The sequence below is a fragment of the Rhodococcus sp. MS16 genome, assembly GCF_013277795.1.
Classification (GTDB): domain Bacteria; phylum Actinomycetota; class Actinomycetes; order Mycobacteriales; family Mycobacteriaceae; genus Rhodococcus_F; species Rhodococcus_F globerula.
The window spans coordinates 36,746-56,707 of sequence record NZ_VBTM01000008.1 but is presented as its reverse complement, the minus strand read 5'-3'; the positions used below and the strand labels follow the sequence as shown (position 1 = coordinate 56,707).

Sequence of the window (19,962 nt, the reverse complement as noted above, 5' to 3'; positions counted from 1 at the left end):
ATGTTTACTCTGACCGATGACGAGCGGGCGATTCGTGACACTGCCCGCGACTTCGCGGCCGAGCATCTGGCACCGAATGCGGTGGAGTGGGATCAGACCAAGCATTTCCCGGTGGACGTTCTCCGCAAGGCGGCGTCCCTGGGGATGGGCGGGATCTACATTCGCGAGGATGTCGGTGGCAGTGAACTGACCCGCGTCGACGCCGCTCGGATCTTCGAGGAGCTCGCCAAGGGAGATCCGTCGATCGCCGCGTACATCTCCATCCACAACATGGTCACGTGGATGATCGACCAGTTCGGCAACGACGAACAGCGCCACAAGTGGGTACCCGGACTCTGCTCGATGGATCAGTTGGGCAGTTACTGCCTGACCGAGCCCGGTGCAGGTTCCGACGCGGCCGGCTTGAGCACCAAGGCTGTTCGCGACGGCGACGACTACATCCTCAACGGTGTCAAGCAGTTCATCTCCGGCGCAGGGACTTCCGATGTGTACGTCGTGATGGCCCGAACCGGATCTGCTGGTGCCAAGGGAATCACGGCGTTCATCGTGCCGAAGGATTCGCCTGGCCTGTCCTTCGGTGCCAACGAGATCAAGATGGGCTGGAACGCACAGCCCACTCGTCAGGTGATCATGGAGGACGTGCGCGTTCCCGCCGCCAACATGCTCGGCGAAGAAGGCAGCGGATTCCGCATCGCGATGAAGGGCCTCAACGGCGGTCGCCTCAACATCGCGGCGTGCTCGGTGGGCGGCGCACAGGCGGCGTTCGACAAAGCCGTCGGATATCTGGTGGACCGCAAGGCTTTCGGTTCGGCGTTGATCGAATCGCAGGCTCTGCAGTTCCAGCTCGCCGATATGCGGACCGACCTGGAAGCTGCGCGAACCCTGCTGTGGCGCGCTGCCGCAGCTCTCGACGAGGGCGCACCCGATGTCGTGGAACTGTGCGCGATGGCGAAGCGCTTCGCGACCGACAACGGTTTCGACGTGGCCAACCGGGCGCTACAGCTTCACGGCGGGTACGGCTATCTTGCTGAGTACGGGATCGAGAAGATCGTTCGCGATCTTCGCGTTCACCAGATCCTCGAAGGCAGCAACGAGATCATGCGTGTGGTCATCGCTCGCAGTGTGATCGCAGGGCAGGGAAAGCAGGGAGCAGCATGACCGAAGAGAACGAAGTTCTGATCGAGAAGCGCGACGGGCTGGGACTCATCACCCTCAACCGTCCCAAGGCGATCAACGCGCTCAATCACTCGATGGTGACGGCGATGGCCGCGGCACTCGAGGCCTGGAAGTCCGACGACGAGGTCAAGGCCGTTGTCCTGACCGGTGCAGGCGAACGTGGCCTGTGCGCGGGCGGCGACATCGTCTCGATCTACCACGACGCCCAGGACGGCAAGACCGGTTCGCTCGACTTCTGGCGCGACGAGTACATCCTCAACGCCGAGATCTCGAACTACCCGAAGCCGTACATTGCAATCATGGACGGCATCGTCATGGGCGGAGGTGTCGGAGTGTCCGCACACGGCGACGTCCGCATCGTGACCGAGCGTTCCATGATCGGAATGCCCGAGACCGGAATCGGATTCATCCCCGACGTCGGCGGAACGTACCTGCTCTCGCGCGCTCCCGGAGAGCTGGGAACACACATCGCGCTCACCACGGCACGCTTGAGTGCCGGCGACGCCATCGCGACGGGATTCGCGGATCACTTCATCCCGTCCGAGAACATCGAGACGTTCATCGAGGCGATCGCATCGTCGACGGTAGAGCAGGCCGTTGCTCAATTTGCCGAGCCCGCACCGGTTTCGGAACTACTGGCACAGCAGAGTTGGATCGACGCCGCGTACTCGGCAGACAATGTCGTCGCGATTGTCGAGCGACTGCGCGCCAGTGGAATTCCCGAAGCGGAGAAGGCCGCCGAGCAGATTCTCGGTAAGTCGCCGATCGCGCTGGCCGTCACGTTGCGTTCACTTCGTCACGCCAAGGGTGCCGACAGTCTCGAAGACGTTCTGAACGAGGAGTTCCGGGTGTCGACGGCGTCACTGAGTTCGCACGACCTCGTCGAGGGCATCCGCGCACAGGTGGTCGAGAAGGACCGCAACCCGCAGTGGCTGCCCGCGACCCTCGCGGACGTCACCGAAGCCGCCGTGGACGCGTATTTTGCGCCCCTCGGCGAGCAGGAACTCGGCCTCACCCCTCAACCGCAAGGCAACTGATCACCGCCGAAGGAGCATCACTAATGAGCACCATTGGATTTATCGGACTCGGACACATGGGTGGACCGATGGCGGCCAATCTCGTCAAGGCCGGACACACGGTAGTCGGGTTCGACCTGGCGCCGGCAGCCCTCGAGCAGGCGGTCAAAGACGGTGCATCGGTAGCGGATTCGGCTGTCGATGCGGTGCGCGACGCCGACGTCGTCATCACGATGCTGCCGAGCGGCAAGCACGTTCTGGGGCTGTACGACGATCTGCTGCCCGTCGCGAAGCCGGGCACACTGTTCATCGACTGTTCGACGATCGACGTCGCCGATGCCCGCGAAGCACACGAGCGGGCAGAGGCCGCCGGACACCGTAGCGTCGACGCCCCGGTCTCCGGTGGTGTTGTCGGCGCAACCGCCGGAACCCTCGCATTCATGGTCGGCGGATCCGAAGAGGACTTCCAGGCCGCGTCTCCGTTGCTGGACGTGATGGGCCGCAAGGTCGTTCACTGCGGCGACGCCGGTGTCGGTCAGGCCGCGAAGATCTGCAACAACATGATCCTCGGTGTCTCGATGATCGCGATCAGCGAAGCATTCGTTCTGGGTGAGAAGCTCGGACTGAGCAACCAGGCACTCTTCGACGTCGCGTCCAACGCATCGGGACAGTGCTGGGCGCTCACGTCCAACTGCCCGGTACCAGGACCGGTGCCTACCAGCCCGGCCAACAACGACTACCAGCCGGGTTTTGCGGTCGCGTTGATGGACAAGGATCTCGGTCTGGCAGCAAATGCCCTGCGTACCAATGGTGTTGACGCCGAACTCGGTCTCAAGGCTGCTGAGCTCTACAGCCAGTACCATGCCGCGGGTGCCGGTGGTCAGGACTTCTCTGCCATCATCAACGACATCCGAGACCGTTCGACCGAAGGACAGCAGTGACCGACTTCAACACCATCATCCTCGAGCGTCAGGGCCGCGTCGGCGTCATCACGCTCAACCGTCCCAAGGCGCTCAACGCACTCAACTCCGAGCTGATGAACGAGGTTGTTGCCGCGGTAACCGACCTCGAAGCGGACAACAACATCGGTGCCATTCTGATCACCGGTTCCGAGCGCGCATTTGCCGCCGGCGCCGACATCAAGGAAATGCAGTCCAAGACGTACATGGACGCGTACGTCGAGGATTTCTTCACCCCGTGGGATCGAGTTGCCGCAGCTCGCAAGCCGCTGATCGCCGCTGTCGCCGGATACGCACTCGGCGGCGGTTGCGAACTCGCGATGCTTTGCGACTTCATCATCGCAGCGGATACCGCCAAGTTCGGCCAGCCCGAGATCAAGCTCGGAGTTATCCCCGGAATCGGTGGCTCACAGCGTCTTACCCGCGCGGTGGGCAAGGCAAAGGCCATGGAAATGTGCCTCACCGGACGCAACATGGACGCCGAAGAAGCCGAGCGCGCCGGCCTGGTGTCTCGCATCGTCCCGGCGGCTGATCTGCTCGACGACGCACTGAAGACTGCAACCACGATTGCCGAGATGTCCCTGCCGATCGCGATGATGGCCAAGGAAGCGGTCAACCGCTCCTTCGAGTCTTCCCTCGCCGAGGGCGTCCGCTTCGAGCGTCGGGTCTTCCACTCGACCTTCGCTACCGAAGATCAGAAGGAAGGCATGGCCGCATTCGTCGAGAAGCGGTCAGCTGAGTTCAAGCACCGCTGACAAGTCCCCACGATCCTGAAGGATTCTGCTCGCTCAGCGAGTGAAATCCTTCAGGATCGTTGTGGTTTCACCCCTCGAAATCGCCAGCGGTCTTCCGCAATTCAGTGAGGATTGTCACTAATTGCGTGAGCTTGTCCGGTTCCAAGCCTGGGTTCGCAAAGACCTTGGCATTCAGCAGTTCCGTAGCCTCGAGCGCCAGTGCTCGGCCGGAATCCGAAATCTCGATGAGTGTTGTACGACGATCGCTGGGGTGAGGGACACGTCGTACCAATTGCGCTTTCTCGAGGCGATCCACCGCATTCGTGACGCTGGTGGGGTGAACCTGCAAGCGTGCGCTGGCCTTCGTCATGGGCAGTGCGCCCGACCTCGTAAAGGTAAGCAGTGTCAACAACTCGTAGCGAGCGAACGTCAACCCGAGCGGTTTGAGCACTTCCTCGACTCGCGCCATCATGATCTGCTGCGCCCGCATCACCGACGTGACAGCGGCCATCCCGTCGGCAACGTCACTCCAACCGTGCTCGGTCCATTGCCGATGTGCCTCTTCGATGGGGTCGATGGGAAGCGGCGAAAGGGGAGGCATACGTTCGATCATCCCACGCCTGCCAGAGCCTGAGCGCCTTGTCTGATTATGTGTCGCGGGCCGTCACATCTGTAGAGTCCTCCGAGTGATTTCAATCCTCGTCGCGGGTGGCGTCTCGTTGTTCGTCGCTCTGTTCTTGACGCCCTTCCTTATCCGGGTGTTGTCCAAACAAGGGCTCGGGCATGAGATCCGCATCGACGGTCCGCAGAGCCATCAGGGTAAGCGCGGTACGCCGTCCATGGGAGGCATCGCGATTATCGCGGGCATGTGGGCCGGGTACCTGGCTGCCCATGCCATCGGTTTCGGTTCGCGTCTGCCCAGATTGTCCGCGTCGGGATGGTTGGTGCTGGCGCTGGCAACTTCCTTGGGTGTGGTCGGCTTCCTCGACGACTTCATCAAGATCCGCAAGAAACGCAACCTCGGATTGAACAAGACGGCGAAGACCGTCGGACAGTTGGCGAGCGCCATCATTTTCGGTGTGCTGTTTCTGCAGTTCTCCAACAGCAAGGGCGTAACGCCCGGCAGTCAATATCTCTCCCACGTTCGAGATATCTCGGTGTTCTCGATGGGAACCATCGGGTTCCTGATCTTCTTCTGCGTGCTTGTCTTTGCGTGGTCCAACGCCGTCAACTTCACCGACGGTCTCGACGGCCTCGCAGCCGGGTCGATGGGCATGATCCTGGGCACTTACGTTGTCATCGCAGGATGGCAGTACCGGAACTCCTGCGTCCTCGATCCTGTTGCCGGGTGCTACGACGTTCGCGACCCACTCGACCTTGCGATAGTTGCCGCAGCGGCGGGTGGGGCGTGCCTCGGGTTCCTGTGGTGGAACGCGGCGCCGGCTCAGATCTTCATGGGCGACACCGGTTCGTTGGCACTCGGCGGTTTGGTGGTCGGTCTTTCGGTCACCACACACACCGAACTACTGATGGTCATCATCGGCGCCCTGTTCGTGGCCGAGATCCTGTCGGTGATCATCCAGGTGCTTGTGTTCCGATCGTCCGGCCGACGCGTATTCAAGATGGCCCCGATACATCATCACTTCGAGTTACTCGGTTGGCCCGAGACAGTGGTGATCGCTCGCTTCTGGATTTTCGTGGCCATTTCCTGCGTGATCGGACTGGCGACCTTCTACAGCGAGTGGTTTGCGGCTGCCGGCTAGACCTGAGCCGTGCGGCTTGTCGCCACCAGAGCGATCAATCCCACGGAAACACAGGCCGTCATCGTGACGGCGAGCGCAGTACTGGTATTTCCGAGCAGTCCGACAGCCGGGGCGATGGCAGCGCCCACACCGAACTGGAACGCGCCCAGCATCGCGGCAGCCGTTCCGGCTGCTTCTCCGTGACGGGAGAGTGCCAGTGCCGGAGCGTTCGGTAGAACAAATCCCACCGCGCCGAGCATGACCCACAGCGCGATCACAAATCCGATCAGGCCGCCAAGGTCGAGCGCCGCGACCACGATGACCAAGACTCCAGAGGCAACTGCAGTGACAAGCGCAGACCGGGTGATCTGCTGCGGCGTCCAACGATCCAGCAGACGGACGTTGACCTGTGACGCGCCGATCAGTGCAATGGCGCCGGCGCTGAACAGCAGTGCAAACTCCTGCTGATTGAGGCCGTACTGGTCCTGATAGACAAACGAGGCACCGGAAACGTACGCGAACAGAGACGCCATACCGACGCTGGAGACCAGCGTCAGGACCATGAAGGTGCGGTCACGGAGAAGCGATCCGTACATCTGGAGAACTGATCGCACGCCGCTGGCGCGCCGCTTCTCGCGGGGCAGAGTCTCCGGAATCCCGAAGGCGCCGATCATGGCCGTGCCGACACCGATCAATGCAAGGACGACAAAGATCCCGCGCCAATCGAGCGCGACCAACAGTGCGCCGCCGATGCTGGGGGCCAGAATCGGTGCGACGCCGAGAACAAGCATCAGCCGACTCATGACGACGGCGACAGTATTGCCGCTGTACAGATCGCGCACGATCGCCATCGTGACCACAGCGGCAGCAGCGGCGCCCATTCCCTGGAACACCCTTAGGATGCCGAGAACAGCAATCGTGGGCGCAAATACGGCCAGCAACGACGCGACGATGTGCACGCCGATGCCGGCGAGCAATGGTTTCTTGCGGCCGAGAGTGTCCGAGAGCGGGCCGACGAGCAATTGCCCGAGGGCCAGGCCGATCAACGTTCCCGTGATCGTCAGCTGGACCGTCGACGACGAGGTGCCGAGGTCGTCGGCGATATCCGGCAACGCCGGTAGATACATGTCGATGGTGAAGGGGCCGAGCGCCGTCATGGATCCGAGAGCAAGGATCTTTCCGATGCTCGGCTTGCGTTCAACCGTTGTCGGCGAAGCAGCGGGATCCACGGGTGGTGCGGTGGCGGTCTTCTCGGCAGTCACGAAGCAAGTCAGCAACAGGACGGTCCGATTTGTTCCCGTCGGTCAGGGAAGCGTTTGAAACGACCCCGACCCGACGATTTCGTCATCGGCTTCCACGGTGTAGTTGTACGTCGTATTCGGGGCGAGACTGGAGACGATGCTCAGCGTCCGCAGCCCGGTTCGCGTTGTGTAGTTGTACACGTAGAACGGGCCTTGGGTGGCTGTGACCCGGAACGTCGTCCGACTGGTTCCGGCAGGAATAGTGACGACTAGATTTGCGCCGATCCTCGTCGGAGTCAGTGTGTAGTTCCACACCGCCGGTGGTGGCGTAGTCGTTGTCGTAGTCGTAGCGACCGGCGTTGTTGTAGTCGTGACCGGCGCCGTTGTCGTGGTGATCGGGGGAGGGCTGGTTGTTGTTGCTGGGGTGGTTGTTGTCGTCGGCTGGGTCGCAGTCGGCTCGGGGGTAGCGGCGACTGTGGTTGTGGGAACCTGATTGTTCGGGGCGTGATCGTCCAGGTGACGCGCGAGAACCGTGCCGAATGTGCCGGAGAGGTTGTGGCCGAGGCCGGCGGGAGACTCGAGATCCGTCGTAAAGCCCTGTGCCGAATACCAAGCCGACCCCTTCTGGGCGTCGAGCACGGCGTTGTAACCGTCGCTGACGTTAGTGCCGTTGTCGGCGGCCCCGGTGTACCAATGCATGGGAAGGTCGGCGATCAGGCCGCCGGCAAAGGGCTGCGTCGAGACGCGTGGCACGCCGCCGCCGCCGAAGACCACAGTGCCGCCGCCGTCGATCTTGCTCGAGTACTTCGGTAGGAAGAACTGAGTGATGAACTGGGAGCCCCCGCTGTAGCCGACGAGCCAGATGTCCTCGGTGTCGATGTTGTAGCCCGTTTCGAGAGTGTCGAGCAGGTTTGCGACAAAGTCTGCGTTTGCGCTCCCGTTTTCCCACCACGTAATTTCCCCGGCAGAGTCCGGGGTGCGCACGGGGACGGTGATGTAACCCCGTGAGCGGGCTTGTGCCACGATGCCCGACGGGCCGCCGAGGCTGTACGACGAGGTGGGGTTCGCGAATTCGTACGCCCCGTCTCCGTGGAACTGCAGCACCAATCCGGCGGCATGGTCCTGGGGAATGCCCGCGGCGTACACGTGGTATTTCGACGAAAGACCGTTCGACGCGGTGAACGGCTGGAAGGTCCGGTCCGAATAGGCCATGCCGGTGCCGTTGGTGCTCTCGGCCGAGGCGATAGGTGGTGCAACGACGATCGCAACGAGACCTGTCAATGTGGCCAGCGCAGCTGCGGCCAGGGCAGTCGCGGCCGTAAGTCGTGCTCGGGGCATCGGTGCTGCCTTTCGTCTCGGGGGCATGGCGTAACTTGCGTCACTCCAGCCCCGAGTGAACCATGCCTGTTCTGGTACGGCACAGTCGGTATTTCCCAAGCGAGTACCCCTCCTTTGGCGGTCAGTAACCCAGCAAAGAGGGGGCTAAGCCCCCGTGCGCCTTTCTGGTAGTGCCCGCTACCGGAAAGGCACACAGGCGCGTAGCCCGAATCACGCTGATCAAAACTGTGGTCCGGTGGCGGCATCGAGGGCATAGTTACTTCATGACGCGGGTGTGGCCGAGTGGCTAGGCACCGGCCTGCAAAGCCGTTCACGTGGGTTCGAATCCCGCCATCCGCTCGAATGACAAGCGGGGCCGACAAAAGTCGGCCCCGCTTGTTTCTCGCCGACCATCTGGCGAGTGTTCTGCAACGATCAGCTGTTCACCGGAATAAGCTTCAAGGCCTTCTGGATCGCTGCAAGGACGTCGATGACTGTGCTGAGCGTGCTGATGGAACCCACGAATGTCCTCCGAGTGTTGAAGTGCTCGGCGTTGTGCCGTGCAGGAGAAAGTTAGCAAGCCTGACGGCTTTTTGGGCGGTTTGCCGCTTTCGGAAGAATGAAATCTGGGTCAACATACAAAAACTGGCCGGACTCCCCGAAGGCCGGCCAGTTTTTTGTGAAGCGTGGTGATCAGCTGAAGGCGGACACCGCGGTGAAGAAGGCGATGGCAGCGGCACCGAGCTTGAAAACCTTGGTGATGTCATCGAGGGTGACGCCTTCGGGCAATACGTCTTCAACAGACTGCATGTCGTAAGTCCTTACGTTTGTGGGAACTGTGGTCCAGTACCGCTGCAAGCAAGATACCTAACGTCACGCTTCTGTGGACGGTGGACTGGGTCACAAATGCAACGAATTGCACTTAAAGTCGTGTTATGACGCGCCCGGTGCCGAGATTACGAAGGTACACACGCTCTGGATTGTCGTTTGACGTCCGCGACGAAGGCCCACTCGACGGGCCGGTAGTTGTCCTACTTCACGGATTTCCGCAGGACTCGACGTCCTGGGATGGGCTGGTGCCGTTGCTCCATGCCCGGGGCTATCGGACGCTCGCGCCGGATCAACGTGGATATTCGCCGGAGGCCCGGCCGAGCGCTCGGAGTGCGTATCGCCGCAGCGAGCTTGCCGCCGACACTGTTGCCCTGATCGACGCAGCCGGCGGCGCCCCGGTGCACCTGGTCGGCCACGACTGGGGAGCCGCCGTGGCTTGGCAGGTCGCGGCCGAGCGCCCGGACTTGATCCGCACCTTGACGGCGTTATCTGTTCCGCATCCTGCGGCGTTTGTCCGAGCATTGCTGACCAGCAGTCAAGCCCTGCGATCCTGGTACATGCTTGCCTTCCAGCTGCCGATACTTCCGGAATGGATACTGCGCCGAACCGCCGACGCAATCCTGGTCAAGAGTGGGCAGAGCCCCGAGTGTGCCCGCCGTGATCGGGACGCGATGGCCATGCCGGGACGTCTACGCGGTGGCCTGAATTGGTACCGTGCGTTGGCGTTCAGCAGTCCGAGCGCGGGTTCCGGGCGCGTCAGCGTGCCGACCCTGCACATCTGGAGCGACGGCGACATCGTGCTCGGGAGAAAGGGAGCCGAACTCACGACGCGATTCGTGGACGGCCCGTACCGATTCGAAGTTCTTCGCGGCGTGAGCCACTGGATACCCGACGAGGCACCGCAGCAACTGGACCGGTTGCTCGCAGAGCACCTGCAGAAGTGACCGCTAGCGGCTGACGTCGGATCCCTGAGCGTCGGCGATCAGAATCGCAGCGTCCTCGGGGAGCAGGTAACCGCTGTCGACGGCACGCTGAGCGGCGTCGGAGAAGGCAGTGACGTACGCGTCGTGGCTGGGGTAGAGCTCAGTGAGTGTTGCCGCGCCGAAGGCGACGGTTGCGCCGTTATGCGGCACGTGGGTGAGTTCGCCCGTCAACGTGGCAATCGGGACGTCGAGTTGAGGAGTGCGCACGCCGCCGGTCGCGTTGCCGTGCCGGTCTCGCAGCACCGCATTGTCGGCAGTGTCGATGACGGGTGCTGAGGTGGGTGCCGCGCCGCCCGCAGCCCACTGACGCAGCCCGCGCAAAGCGGCGTTGGCGACGTAGCGCTGCGGTCCGTCGTTGACGATCGGGAACAGGGCTGCCAGATCCCTGATGTCGGAGAACTGCCGAACATACTGTGGATGAAGGATTTTCAGAGAATAGGCGTCGGAGTGCGCTGTGCCGGCGATTTCCCAGGTTCGGATCATGTCGGTGTCGGGCTGACGGGCCGCGACAAAACTGGTGGGTCCTGGTCCACCGCACAGTTCGAAAAGCTCGGTCTCGGTGATCAACTGGAAAACCGGAACGTCTAGATCCGTGCGCACGCGGGCAGGCGCCGGATCCATGAGCATCATGCCGTCGCCGAGCGGAGCTCCGATACCTCCACGCGCGTGAATGATCATGCCGTCGAAGACTCGTGCATGAGAATGAACGGCGTTGGCGTAGGTCAGCATGCGGAAACCTGACTGTGACTGCCCGGCTGCGAGCAGTTGTGTCGGAATCAGGCCGCCAAGCGGATCGACATCGCCGGGCGCACGTAGGGCAGCGCCGACCTGAGAAAAGATGTCGTAGGAGTAATGGTCACCGGGGTGATCAAGTGCGCCGTATCGCACGGGATCCCAGGTGATTAGGCCCACGACCCCGTCTCCGAGGCCACTACCTCCGGTACTGGTGATTCCGGCAGCCTGCGCGGAAACACCCACCCACGCATACCCTCTCGTGATCTCCTCGTTCATGTGTCCGAAGTCGACATCGATATCGGTGTTGCCACTGACATTGAGCCACTCGACAACCACGGTTCCGTTGAACCGACTGGGGTCGGTAGGTGTGCGTACCAGGATCCGGGTGGTAAACCGTGCGGTGGGTCCTTCCGTTACCGACCACTGACCGTCGGACACCCAGTCTGCTGCGGCGACGTACGACGCGGCGTCGCCGCTGACAAAAAACTCTCGTTCGACGTACCCAGTCGCCGCGATATCCAACGATGTCGACGTACCGGGGAACCCGTGGGATCCGCCGCCGATCGGTCCGGAAACAAGTGCAGATCGGTTGAGATGCAGAGTCATCGCGAGCGGGCCCTCCGGTTTTCGGCTACAACCGACGAGTTCGGTTCTCGCGGATGATCACACAGTGGAGGGCCCGTCACCGAGACTTTTCCCGATGAGCGGGACGCGTCAGCGCGCCCCGAATCGCTCCTCGACTTGCTCGGCATTCAGGCCGAACTCCTCCAGGGTGTACTTGTGTGCAGGTTTGCGTGCACCGGAACGACTTTCGTCATGCATTGCCTCCATCGACTGTTGTGCGGTGGAGGTCAACGGAAGGTCGAAGTGGGTGTAGATGTTCTCGACGGTGGCGAGTGGATCGGCAACAAAATCCTGGTAGTCGACGTCGATGAATTGGGCGGGATTGTGGTGGGCCCGTGCCGCGTCGAATTGTTCGAGCCCTCGGGCCCACAATTCGAGCTGGCTCTCGCCGATCACCTTGTCGGTGAACGTATTCGACCACCCCTCGGTGGCTTGCGCTGCGAGGCTGCAGACCGACGGAATGATTGTCGTGGGGGAGCGGTGGGTCTGAACGATCAATGCGTCCGGGTACACAGCCATCAGTTCGTCGAGTGCAAACAGGTGACTGGGGTTCTTGAGCACCCATCGACGATCCTGATCCGGGAGTCCGATCAGCTGCAAGTTCTTCTTGTGGCGGGCATAGGCATTGGACCATTCCTGGCCCTTCAGCCAGTTCGAGTACGTGGGTAGGTTGGCCAGGCACTCGTACGAGACGGACTTGAAGGTCTGCCGGAGCAGTTGCCAGCATTCTTCGACTTCGCTGGCGGACATGTAGTGCACACCCATGAACTCGGGGTGTTCGACGTGGTGTTGGCCGAACGTCTCCTCGATCTTGGCGAACACCGGGTTCGATGCCCACGTATCGCGTGGCGGGCGCGGCTGCGGAAACTCCGTCAGCCACATTTCGAGACCCTGATGCGCGGGGTCGACCGTCATGAGTCGGTGCAGCGCGGTCGTTCCGGTGCGGGGCAAACCGGTGACAAAAATCGGGCGTTCGATCTTGACCTCGGCGTGCTCCGGATGCTGCTTCCACGCAGATTCACTGAGGAGGCGGGCAACAAGCGCACCGCGGAGGAAAACGCGAGAGATTTTGCTGCCGAACGGAGTCAGGTCCTCGTCGCGGTCGTACGACTCGAGGAGAACCGACAGAGCTTCGGTGTAATCGTCGACGCCGAAATCGGTGAGCCCCGTCATCTTGGTTGCGGATGCATGAAGATCTTCGACGGTTCCGACGTGTGTGCGCTCAGCCATGATGCTCCTAGTGATGGAATTCGCCGCAGTTGACGTCGATACATTGACCGGTGATGGCGCTGGCCATCGGCGACGCGAGGAAAATTGCCGCGTCGGCAACCTCGTCGGTGGTGGGGAGGCGCTTCAAATCGGTGTTGGCCGCAGTGTGCTCGTAGATCTGCTCGACGGTCATACCGAACTTCTCGGCTTGATGGGCGAAGTAACCTTTGAGGGTGTCACCCCAGATGTATCCGGGTGCAATCGAATTGACGCGGATTCCCTGTGGACCTAGTTCGGTAGCCAAGGACTGAGACATCGCGAGCAGTGCCGACTTTGCCATCTTGTAGCTGCCGTACCGCTCTTGAGAGTGTCGCAGAACCATCGAGTTGATGTTCACTACCGAGCCCGTCGACTCCGCCAGCGGCGCTGTGAAGAGTTGTGTCAGTCGAAGTGCGCCGAGAACGGTGAGCTCGATGCTGTCGCGGATGTGCTGATAGTCGGTGCGCGCCAACGGCTTCATCGACGGCACGGAAAAGGCGTTGTTGATCAGCGTGTCGACTTTGCCGTAGGCGGAGAGGGATTCGGCCACCAGGTTTTCGGCGGACGCCTGATCGGTGATGTCGGTGGCGACGGTGACAGCACGTCCACCCGCGTCGACTATCTCCTTGGCGACGTCGTCCAATCGTGACTGTGTGCGCGCTGCGAGAACAAGATTCGCGCCCGCCGAGGCGCAGCGTAGTGCCAGAGCACGGCCCAGTGCCGGGCCGACTCCGGAAATGACAACTACTCGGTCCTTCAGTAATTCGGTCATCTGTTACCCCAGCATTCGGTTGTCGATGGCGGCCTGGCGCTGAGCGATTCGCTCTGCCCATTCATCGGTAGTGATGGCGTTGGTGTCGAAATGTGGTAGGTGTTTCGGAATATCTTCAACGGCAACGATTTCGACGGTGGGACCGTCCTCGGGTGTCAGTTCACGCGAGACTCGCTGCCAGCGGAACTGCAGGATCCCGCGCGGGTGGCCGACAGTTTCGACCCAGTTGGTGACGCCGGGATTCTTCTCGCTCACCACCATTCGGATCTTGCCGTCCGGGTCTACCTGAGCCTGGCCGTTGTTGAGTGACGTTTGGTGATTGATGTAGTCGAGCGAGATGTACCACAGGCTGCCGAGTTGGAAGCCCTGATACGGCGCATCCGAGGCCGGAACGGTGATGATCATGGCCTGATCGTCGGTGAGTTCGTAGTGCCCCACCGAGGAGTACTGCGTGGCAAGACCACCCGGGGTCAGGCGAGGTTCGGTCATCGTGTTGACCGTGAGCTTCAGGTAGAACCACTCCGGGAATTGAAGCCACGTCTTGACCCGCGTGACCAGTGCTTTTCCGGCCCGCGCAAAACGCTTTTCGGTTTCCTCGGCGGTAAGCGGCGCGGGCGCCGTGCCGATCGAATCCGTCCGCTCGATCCGGATGACTCCGCGTTCCTGGCTCCAGTCGCTGTACACCTCTCGCGCGACGAGCTGTGACGATCCCGGTGCAAGTGTGTAGTAATTGGCGCGGCCATCGGCCGGCCCGGGGCCGAACCATACGACAAAACTGCCGTCGTCGGCGATCTCGAGTTCGCGGTCGTCGAACGCAATCTCGCTGCCGGGCACGTTCGAGTTGGTGTAGTTGCCGCTCAGGACCTGGAAGCTGAGATCGGCTGTGGTGCCGCGCTTTCCTGTGACCTTGTATTCCTGATCGTCGTTGATGCGGGCGCCGAAGTACATCGTGTCGGGGTTGTCGAGCCCCATTTTCGTGAAGGGTCCGGTTCCCTGGATGAAACTGGGGTGGGTTTTCTCGGCGGCCCAGGCTGCGTGCATTGTCGCGATGACTCCACCTGCCAGGTACTGGTAGCCCTCGAGCAGGTCTTGTTCGGATCTGATGTGCGGGGCCGTCTCGATGAGTTTTTCGGCCTCGGCGATGGCCTGGGCAAACGGGTCCGTCAGCACGCTGGCTCCTCACAGTTCCGGCAGTCTTGCCGGCCCAGAGCGTCGTGGTACAAATATGTACCTATGGGGTAGATCTTGGTATTCTGACAATAGAACGCGTTCTAGGGAGTGGTCAATGGCTGAATTCGAGAAGCCGCATTCGGCGGGCCGTCAGTCTCCACCTACCGAACGCGTCGTGCAGGTGCTCGACTACCTGGTGGCGCGTCCCGACCAGCGTTTCGGGTTGTCCGAACTTGCCAGGACGCTCGAGATCAGTAAGCCGACCGCGCTGGGAATCCTGACGGTGTTGGCGGATCGTGGATATCTGACGCGCGACGACGCCGTGAAGACGTACGGGCTGGGTCCGGCGCTGATTGCGGCGGGCCGGGCGGCGCAACGTGGATTTGCCGTCGGCCCGATTGCCCGGGCTCAGCTGGAGAAACTGAGCGCTGAATTCGATACGACCTGCACTGCGTCGGCGGTGGTCGGCGACCGGATCAGCGTTCTCGAAGTCACGGGGCCGGAAGGTATACGGAAAGCGGCAAAGGTCGGTCAGGTGTATCCGTTCGCTCCGCCGGTCGGATTGATGTACGTGCTGTGGGGAAGCGATCATGATCTCGAGAGTTGGCTGGCGCGGGAGCCGAGCCTTCCGGTGCGCCTCGATCGGGATCGGTTGTTGACTGTGGTGCGCGACTGCCGCGACGCGGGATATCTCGTGGAGAGTCTCGATCCGATCGGTCAACGCCTGCATACGTTGATGGCAGGTGTTGTGACACATGATCTTCCGTCCGAGGTGCGGGAATTGCTCGGTGAAATGGTGTCGAGTCTGGGGGAGCGAGTCTATCTCGGGCGAGACATCAGCTCGGACGACGAGCATCCTGTTTCGTTGATCGCGGCTCCCACGTACGACGCCGAGGGTCATCAGGCGTTGGTGTTGACGCTCTATGTCGGCGGTTCGATTACGCGTTCCGAGATCGAACGACGCGCAACGGCGTTGGTGGCGGCTGCTGATGCCGTGACTGCGGAGGTGGGCGGGCGGGTTCCGGTTCGCAGTCATTGACCGCTAGGTAGAACGAGTTCTATTCTGTGAATGCGTTCATTCTCGAACCAGTCCGGTACAAAAATGTACCGGCACCGAGTAGGAGCTGAAGCGATGCCCGCACTCCAGACCCCGCCCGCCTACGAGTTGTCCCACCTACGGGCGCTCGAGGCCGAGGCAGTCCACGTATTCCGGGAAGTTGCCGCGACTTTCGAAAAGCCGGTGCTTCTGTTCTCCGGTGGCAAGGATTCCGTGGTGATGCTGCATGTCGCGGCCAAGGCCTTCTGGCCGGCGCCGTTGCCGTTTGCCGTCATGCATGTCGACACCGGGCACAACTTCGACGAAGTAATCGAGTTTCGTGATCGAACCGTGGACCGGTTCGGATTGCGCATGGTGATCGCCAGCGTGCAGGACGACATCGACGCAGGCCGGGTCAGCGAGGAAACCGGCGTCGGGGCGAGTCGCAATCGTCTGCAAACTCACGCACTGCTCCGCGGTATTCGGGACGGGAAGTTCGACGCCGTATTCGGTGGAGCTCGCCGGGACGAAGAGAAGGCGCGAGCAAAAGAACGAGTGTTCAGTTTCCGGGACGAATTCGGCCAATGGGATCCCAAGATGCAGCGACCGGAACTGTGGAACCTGTACAACGGCAAACATCGTAAGGGCGAACATATTCGGATCTTCCCGCTCTCCAACTGGACCGAACTCGACATCTGGCAGTACATCGAGAGCGAGATGATCAATCTTCCGGAGATCTACTACGCCCACCGAAGGCAGGTAGTGCCGCGGGACGGAATGCTGTTGGCGCGCACACGATTCCTCGAACTGCAGCCGGGGGAGGAATCGTACGAAGCGTTGGTGCGTTTCCGGACTGTTGGCGACGCCACCTGTACAGGGTGTGTGGAGTCGTCCGCCGAAACGGCCGCCGCCGTCGTCGAAGAAGTGGCCGCGAGCCGGATCACCGAACGCGGAGCAACCCGGGCGGACGACCGAATCTCCGAGGCCGGCATGGAAGATCGAAAGAAAGAGGGGTACTTCTGATGCCGCAACTCCTCCGAGTCGCGACCGCGGGCAGCGTCGACGACGGTAAGTCGACGCTCATCGGCCGATTGCTCTACGACTCCAAATCGATCTTCGAAGATCAACTCGAAGCGGTTGAACGCAGCAGTCGTGAACGCGGTGACGAGTACGCCAACCTCGCACTGCTCACCGACGGATTGCGCGCCGAGCGCGAGCAGGGCATCACTATCGATGTGGCACACCGATATTTTGCCACTCCGCATCGCAAGTTCATCATCGCGGATACGCCCGGGCATGAGCAGTACACCCGGAACATGGTCACCGGTGCGTCGACAGCCGACCTCGCCCTGATCCTGGTCGACGCGCGCAAAGGTGTGCTCGAGCAAACACGTCGGCATGCGTTTCTGTCGACTCTCTTGGGGATTCCGCACCTCGTGCTGTGCGTGAACAAGATGGACCTGGTTGGGTGGTCGCAGGACCGGTTCGAGGAGATCAAGGAAGAGTTCCGGCAGTTCGCGATCAAGCTCGACGTCCACGATCTGTCCTTCATCCCCGTATCGGCGCTGTTGGGGGACAACATCGTTGCGCGGACCGAGAACATGTCCTGGTACGACGGTCCGTCGCTGCTACACCATCTCGAGCAGGTGCACATCGCGTCGGATCGCAATCTCATCGATGCGCGATTCCCGGTGCAGTACGTCATCCGTCCGCAGCAGCAGACCGACGCAGATCTTCACGACTTCCGTGGATACGCCGGGACCGTAGCCAGTGGAGTCTTCAAGCCAGGCGACGAAGTAGTAGTTCTCCCTTCGGGTTTCACGTCGACGGTCAAGGCTGTTCACGGACCGGGCGGAACGGCGATAACCGAAGCTTTCGCGCCGTCCGCCGTCTGCATCGAACTGAGCGAGCATCTCGACGTCAGTCGCGGAGACCAACTGTGTCGGATCAACAACCGGCCACAGGTAGGCCAGGAGATCGACGCAATGATCTGTTGGCTCACCGACCAAACCACACTGTCGGAGAACAACCGGTACTCGTTGCTGCACACCACTCGTTCGACCAAGGCACAGATTGTGCGCCTCGACTACCGCCTCGATGTCAATACACTGCACCGCGACGAGACCGCGGAGGCGCTGTCCCTCAACGAGATCGGGCGCATCTCCATCAAAACGCAGCAGCCGCTGATGTTCGATCCCTACCGTCGTAATCGCGTCACCGGCAGCTTCATCCTCGTGGACGAGATCACCGGAAATACCGTCGCAGCGGGAATGATCAACGGCCCGACGCTCAAGGATTCACACGTCGTCTGGCACAGCTCCGAAGTCTCCCGAGAGGAGCGCGCGACAGCAGGCGCCACCGTGTGGCTCACCGGCCTCTCGGCTTCCGGGAAATCCACGATCGCAGTGGAACTCGAACGCAGGCTGGTTGCGGCAGGTACCCCCGCCTACCGACTCGACGGGGACAACCTTCGACATGGACTCAATGCCGATTTGGGATTCAGTGCACAGGACCGCGCCGAGAACGTGAGGCGGGTGGGATCGGTGGCGCAGTTGTTCGCCGATTCCGGCGCAGTCGCCGTGGCCTGTCTGATCAGTCCGTACCGAGAGGATCGGGACCGCGTCCGCGCTGCTCACAAAGCTGCAGGTCTGCGTTTTGTCGAGGTGTATGTCGATACTCCGATCGAGCAGTGCGAGGCGCGGGATCCCAAAGGCATGTACGCAAAAGCGCGGGCGGGGGAGATTACGGGCTTCACCGGCGTCGACGATCCCTACGAGGTCCCTGAACACGCCGAACTGGTAATTCGGCCCGAAGACGGAACGCCTGCCGAACTGGCACAGCGAATTATGGAAGTGTTGGCCAGGTGAGCGAACCAACGCACAGCCGAACTGCCGACGCCGAGTTGGCGAAGCAGTTGGCAGAAGCCGCCGGAGCTATCCTTCTCGGTATTCGAGCCGAAGGTCTCGGCGCCGGTGACGGCCGGGAATTGGGCCGGCGCGGGGACAAAGCGGCCGACGTCTTCATCCTCGACCAGTTGGCCGAGGCCCGTCCTGGTGACGCAGTCCTTTCCGAAGAATCCGCCGACGATCGCACCAGGCTCGAAGCCTCGCGCGTCTGGATCGTCGACCCTCTGGACGGATCCAAGGAATACGGGATGCCCGCTCGCTCCGATTGGGCTGTGCACGTCGCGCTCTGGGAACGCGGACACGGCATAACTGCGGCGGCGGTGTCGCAACCAGCGCTCGGGCAGGTGTACTCGAGTATCGACGCAGTGTCGGACGCACCGGCCAACCAGCCACTTCGCATTGTTGTCAGCGGCTCGCGCCCGCCCGCGTTCACCGATGCGGTGGCGGCCGAGCTTGGCGCAGAGGTTGTGCACATGGGCTCGGCTGGTGCCAAGGCGATGGCCGTCGTGCGCGGCGACGTCGACGCCTACCTGCATGCCGGTGGGCAGTGGGAATGGGATTCGGCTGCGCCCGTCGGTGTAGCCCAGGCTGCGGGGCTGCACTGCAGCCGCATTGACGGTTCGCCGTTGTTGTACAACGAATCTCATCCGTATCTGCCGGACCTGGTGATCTGCCGGCCAGAGCTGGCCGAGTCGATTCTGGGTGCAATTGCCAAGCACTCCACGGAGTCTGCCGTCAGCGGACGCGTCGCGATGGCGCGGGAGTACGTGAATGCGTTGCTCACTCACGACGCAACGAAGGTTCGCTTTGCTGCCGACGCGTGGCGCGTGGAGAACGGTCAACGAACCGGTGACACCGGCGCTTTCATCAGCAATGAACTCGAACAGGGGCAGCAGTACCGCGGAATTGTCGCCATACGTGAACTCGCGCTGCGTGAGTGGGGCGAAAGCGTCGTAGCGCGATATCTGTTGGACCTCGGAACCCCGGGCCAAGCGCCTGCTGTCACGGTGTTCATCACCGAGTACTTCGGAATACCGGCAGGGGAGATTGAAAGCATCATGGCAATTATCGAACCGCATTCGAAAGAGGCTGGAACACAATGACACCCGATACTTTGGTCACCGAATTCTGCAAGGAATGGGCCGACGCCGACATCGCGAAGATCGTCGACTACTTCACCGATGACATCGTCTACCACAATATTCCGATGGAACCCGTGGTCGGGCGCGAGGCCGTCCGGACATTCATCGAGCAGTTTGTGGGTGCCTTCGGCAACATCGACTTTCAGACCAAGCGTCAGGTCTCAGGCGGTGACGTAGTCATGAACGAGCGCATCGACGTCTTCAGCATCAACGGCGCGGAGGTAGCGCTACCGGTGATGGGCGTGTTCGAAGTCCGTGACGGGAAAATCAGCGCCTGGCGCGACTACTTCGACATGGCGCCGATCACGGCGGCAGCCGGCCAGGGCTGAT

At 61.7% G+C, this 19,962-nt stretch carries 18 protein-coding genes and 1 tRNA gene; 12 read left to right on the top strand and 7 right to left on the bottom strand.

Annotation, left to right across the window (positions count from 1 at the left end; genetic code table 11):
- From FEZ60_RS19625 to FEZ60_RS19610, 4 genes are read left to right on the top strand one after another with little or no spacing between them, the layout of a single operon-like run.
- The gene (locus FEZ60_RS19625) at window positions 1–1,158 is read left to right on the top strand and encodes an isobutyryl-CoA dehydrogenase (protein WP_033236067.1); all 1,158 of its coding nucleotides are present in this window, start codon (window positions 1–3) and stop codon (window positions 1,156–1,158) included.
- On the top strand, window positions 1,155–2,213 hold the full coding sequence (locus tag FEZ60_RS19620) for an enoyl-CoA hydratase/isomerase family protein (RefSeq protein WP_172936793.1): 1,059 nt from the start codon (window positions 1,155–1,157) through the stop codon (window positions 2,211–2,213). Before FEZ60_RS19625 ends, FEZ60_RS19620 begins: the two co-directional genes overlap by 4 nt.
- A gap of 23 nt (window positions 2,214–2,236) precedes the next feature.
- The gene (gene mmsB, locus FEZ60_RS19615) at window positions 2,237–3,133 is read left to right on the top strand and encodes a 3-hydroxyisobutyrate dehydrogenase (RefSeq protein WP_033236069.1); all 897 of its coding nucleotides are present in this window, start codon (window positions 2,237–2,239) and stop codon (window positions 3,131–3,133) included.
- Window positions 3,130–3,906, top strand: a complete 777-nt coding sequence (locus FEZ60_RS19610) for an enoyl-CoA hydratase (protein WP_172936792.1) — start codon at window positions 3,130–3,132, stop codon at window positions 3,904–3,906. The genes mmsB and FEZ60_RS19610 overlap by 4 nt, the downstream gene beginning before the upstream one ends.
- 67 nt (window positions 3,907–3,973) lie before the next feature.
- Here FEZ60_RS19610 and FEZ60_RS19605 read toward each other — a convergent pair whose 3' ends face one another.
- Window positions 3,974–4,486, bottom strand: a complete 513-nt coding sequence (locus FEZ60_RS19605; RefSeq protein ID WP_033236071.1) for a MarR family transcriptional regulator — start codon at window positions 4,484–4,486, stop codon at window positions 3,974–3,976.
- An 85-nt stretch (window positions 4,487–4,571) separates the two neighbouring features.
- On the opposite strand from FEZ60_RS19605, the gene mraY reads away from it, so the two are divergent.
- Window positions 4,572–5,648, top strand: coding sequence for a phospho-N-acetylmuramoyl-pentapeptide-transferase (gene mraY / locus FEZ60_RS19600; RefSeq protein ID WP_033236072.1), 1,077 nt, complete (start codon window positions 4,572–4,574; stop codon window positions 5,646–5,648).
- Here the strand turns inward: mraY and FEZ60_RS19595 are convergent.
- Together FEZ60_RS19595 and FEZ60_RS19590 are read right to left on the bottom strand one after the other, a co-directional pair.
- A complete protein-coding gene (locus FEZ60_RS19595; RefSeq protein WP_051730677.1) occupies window positions 5,645–6,856 on the bottom strand; it encodes a multidrug effflux MFS transporter in 1,212 nt (403 codons plus the stop codon). The genes mraY and FEZ60_RS19595 overlap by 4 nt on opposite strands.
- A gap of 75 nt (window positions 6,857–6,931) precedes the next feature.
- Entirely contained in the window at window positions 6,932–8,206 is a 1,275-nt protein-coding gene (locus FEZ60_RS19590; protein ID WP_172936791.1) for a hypothetical protein, read from the bottom strand.
- A gap of 268 nt (window positions 8,207–8,474) precedes the next feature.
- Here FEZ60_RS19590 and FEZ60_RS19585 point away from each other — a divergent pair.
- Window positions 8,475–8,545 (top strand) — tRNA-Cys (locus FEZ60_RS19585).
- Window positions 8,546–9,120: 575 nt separating this feature from the next.
- The gene (locus FEZ60_RS19580; RefSeq protein WP_172936790.1) at window positions 9,121–9,960 is read left to right on the top strand and encodes an alpha/beta fold hydrolase; all 840 of its coding nucleotides are present in this window, start codon (window positions 9,121–9,123) and stop codon (window positions 9,958–9,960) included.
- A gap of 3 nt (window positions 9,961–9,963) precedes the next feature.
- Here the strand turns inward: FEZ60_RS19580 and FEZ60_RS19575 are convergent, their stop codons facing one another.
- The 4 genes from FEZ60_RS19575 to FEZ60_RS19560 form a co-directional block, all read right to left on the bottom strand.
- The gene (locus FEZ60_RS19575; protein WP_172936789.1) at window positions 9,964–11,340 is read right to left on the bottom strand and encodes an alpha/beta hydrolase domain-containing protein; all 1,377 of its coding nucleotides are present in this window, start codon (window positions 11,338–11,340) and stop codon (window positions 9,964–9,966) included.
- 108 nt (window positions 11,341–11,448) lie between these two features.
- Window positions 11,449–12,588: a sulfotransferase gene (locus FEZ60_RS19570; RefSeq protein ID WP_172936788.1), complete on the bottom strand. Its 1,140-nt coding sequence runs from the start codon at window positions 12,586–12,588 to the stop codon at window positions 11,449–11,451.
- A 7-nt stretch (window positions 12,589–12,595) separates the two neighbouring features.
- Window positions 12,596–13,378, bottom strand: a complete 783-nt coding sequence (locus FEZ60_RS19565) for an SDR family oxidoreductase (RefSeq protein ID WP_033236077.1) — start codon at window positions 13,376–13,378, stop codon at window positions 12,596–12,598.
- Between the two features lie 3 nt (window positions 13,379–13,381).
- Window positions 13,382–14,548: a hypothetical protein gene (locus FEZ60_RS19560; RefSeq protein WP_172936787.1), complete on the bottom strand. Its 1,167-nt coding sequence runs from the start codon at window positions 14,546–14,548 to the stop codon at window positions 13,382–13,384.
- Between the two features lie 115 nt (window positions 14,549–14,663).
- Here FEZ60_RS19560 and FEZ60_RS19555 point away from each other — a divergent pair, with 115 nt between their 5' ends.
- The 5 genes from FEZ60_RS19555 to FEZ60_RS19535 all read left to right on the top strand — a co-directional run bounded on the left by FEZ60_RS19555 (window position 14,664) and on the right by FEZ60_RS19535 (window position 19,961).
- Entirely contained in the window at window positions 14,664–15,587 is a 924-nt protein-coding gene (locus FEZ60_RS19555; RefSeq protein ID WP_095888638.1) for a helix-turn-helix domain-containing protein, read from the top strand.
- Between the two features lie 93 nt (window positions 15,588–15,680).
- Window positions 15,681–16,607, top strand: a complete 927-nt coding sequence (cysD, locus tag FEZ60_RS19550) for a sulfate adenylyltransferase subunit CysD (protein ID WP_033236080.1) — start codon at window positions 15,681–15,683, stop codon at window positions 16,605–16,607.
- Entirely contained in the window at window positions 16,607–18,451 is a 1,845-nt protein-coding gene (gene cysC, locus FEZ60_RS19545; protein ID WP_172936786.1) for an adenylyl-sulfate kinase, read from the top strand. The genes cysD and cysC overlap by 1 nt, the downstream gene beginning before the upstream one ends.
- The gene (locus tag FEZ60_RS19540) at window positions 18,448–19,593 is read left to right on the top strand and encodes a 3'(2'),5'-bisphosphate nucleotidase CysQ (protein ID WP_172936785.1); all 1,146 of its coding nucleotides are present in this window, start codon (window positions 18,448–18,450) and stop codon (window positions 19,591–19,593) included. The genes cysC and FEZ60_RS19540 overlap by 4 nt, the downstream gene beginning before the upstream one ends.
- A complete protein-coding gene (locus FEZ60_RS19535; protein WP_033236083.1) occupies window positions 19,590–19,961 on the top strand; it encodes a limonene-1,2-epoxide hydrolase family protein in 372 nt (123 codons plus the stop codon). The genes FEZ60_RS19540 and FEZ60_RS19535 overlap by 4 nt, the downstream gene beginning before the upstream one ends.
- Window position 19,962 lies beyond the last annotated feature (1 nt).

Excerpts from the sequence above, each read along its gene's own strand:
- FEZ60_RS19625 (WP_033236067.1), top strand. The coding sequence starts at position 1 with ATGTTTACTCTGACCGATGACGAGCGGGCGATTCGTGACACTGCCCGC.
- FEZ60_RS19620 (WP_172936793.1), top strand. The coding sequence starts at position 1,155 with ATGACCGAAGAGAACGAAGTTCTGATCGAGAAGCGCGACGGGCTGGGA.
- mmsB (WP_033236069.1), top strand. The coding sequence starts at position 2,237 with ATGAGCACCATTGGATTTATCGGACTCGGACACATGGGTGGACCGATG.
- FEZ60_RS19605 (WP_033236071.1), bottom strand. The coding sequence starts at position 4,486 with ATGCCTCCCCTTTCGCCGCTTCCCATCGACCCCATCGAAGAGGCACAT.
- FEZ60_RS19590 (WP_172936791.1), bottom strand. The coding sequence starts at position 8,206 with ATGCCCCGAGCACGACTTACGGCCGCGACTGCCCTGGCCGCAGCTGCG.
- FEZ60_RS19580 (WP_172936790.1), top strand. The coding sequence starts at position 9,121 with ATGACGCGCCCGGTGCCGAGATTACGAAGGTACACACGCTCTGGATTG.
- FEZ60_RS19575 (WP_172936789.1), bottom strand. The coding sequence starts at position 11,340 with ATGACTCTGCATCTCAACCGATCTGCACTTGTTTCCGGACCGATCGGC.
- FEZ60_RS19570 (WP_172936788.1), bottom strand. The coding sequence starts at position 12,588 with ATGGCTGAGCGCACACACGTCGGAACCGTCGAAGATCTTCATGCATCC.
- FEZ60_RS19565 (WP_033236077.1), bottom strand. The coding sequence starts at position 13,378 with ATGACCGAATTACTGAAGGACCGAGTAGTTGTCATTTCCGGAGTCGGC.
- FEZ60_RS19555 (WP_095888638.1), top strand. The coding sequence starts at position 14,664 with ATGGCTGAATTCGAGAAGCCGCATTCGGCGGGCCGTCAGTCTCCACCT.
- cysD (WP_033236080.1), top strand. The coding sequence starts at position 15,681 with ATGCCCGCACTCCAGACCCCGCCCGCCTACGAGTTGTCCCACCTACGG.
- cysC (WP_172936786.1), top strand. The coding sequence starts at position 16,607 with ATGCCGCAACTCCTCCGAGTCGCGACCGCGGGCAGCGTCGACGACGGT.
- FEZ60_RS19535 (WP_033236083.1), top strand. The coding sequence starts at position 19,590 with ATGACACCCGATACTTTGGTCACCGAATTCTGCAAGGAATGGGCCGAC.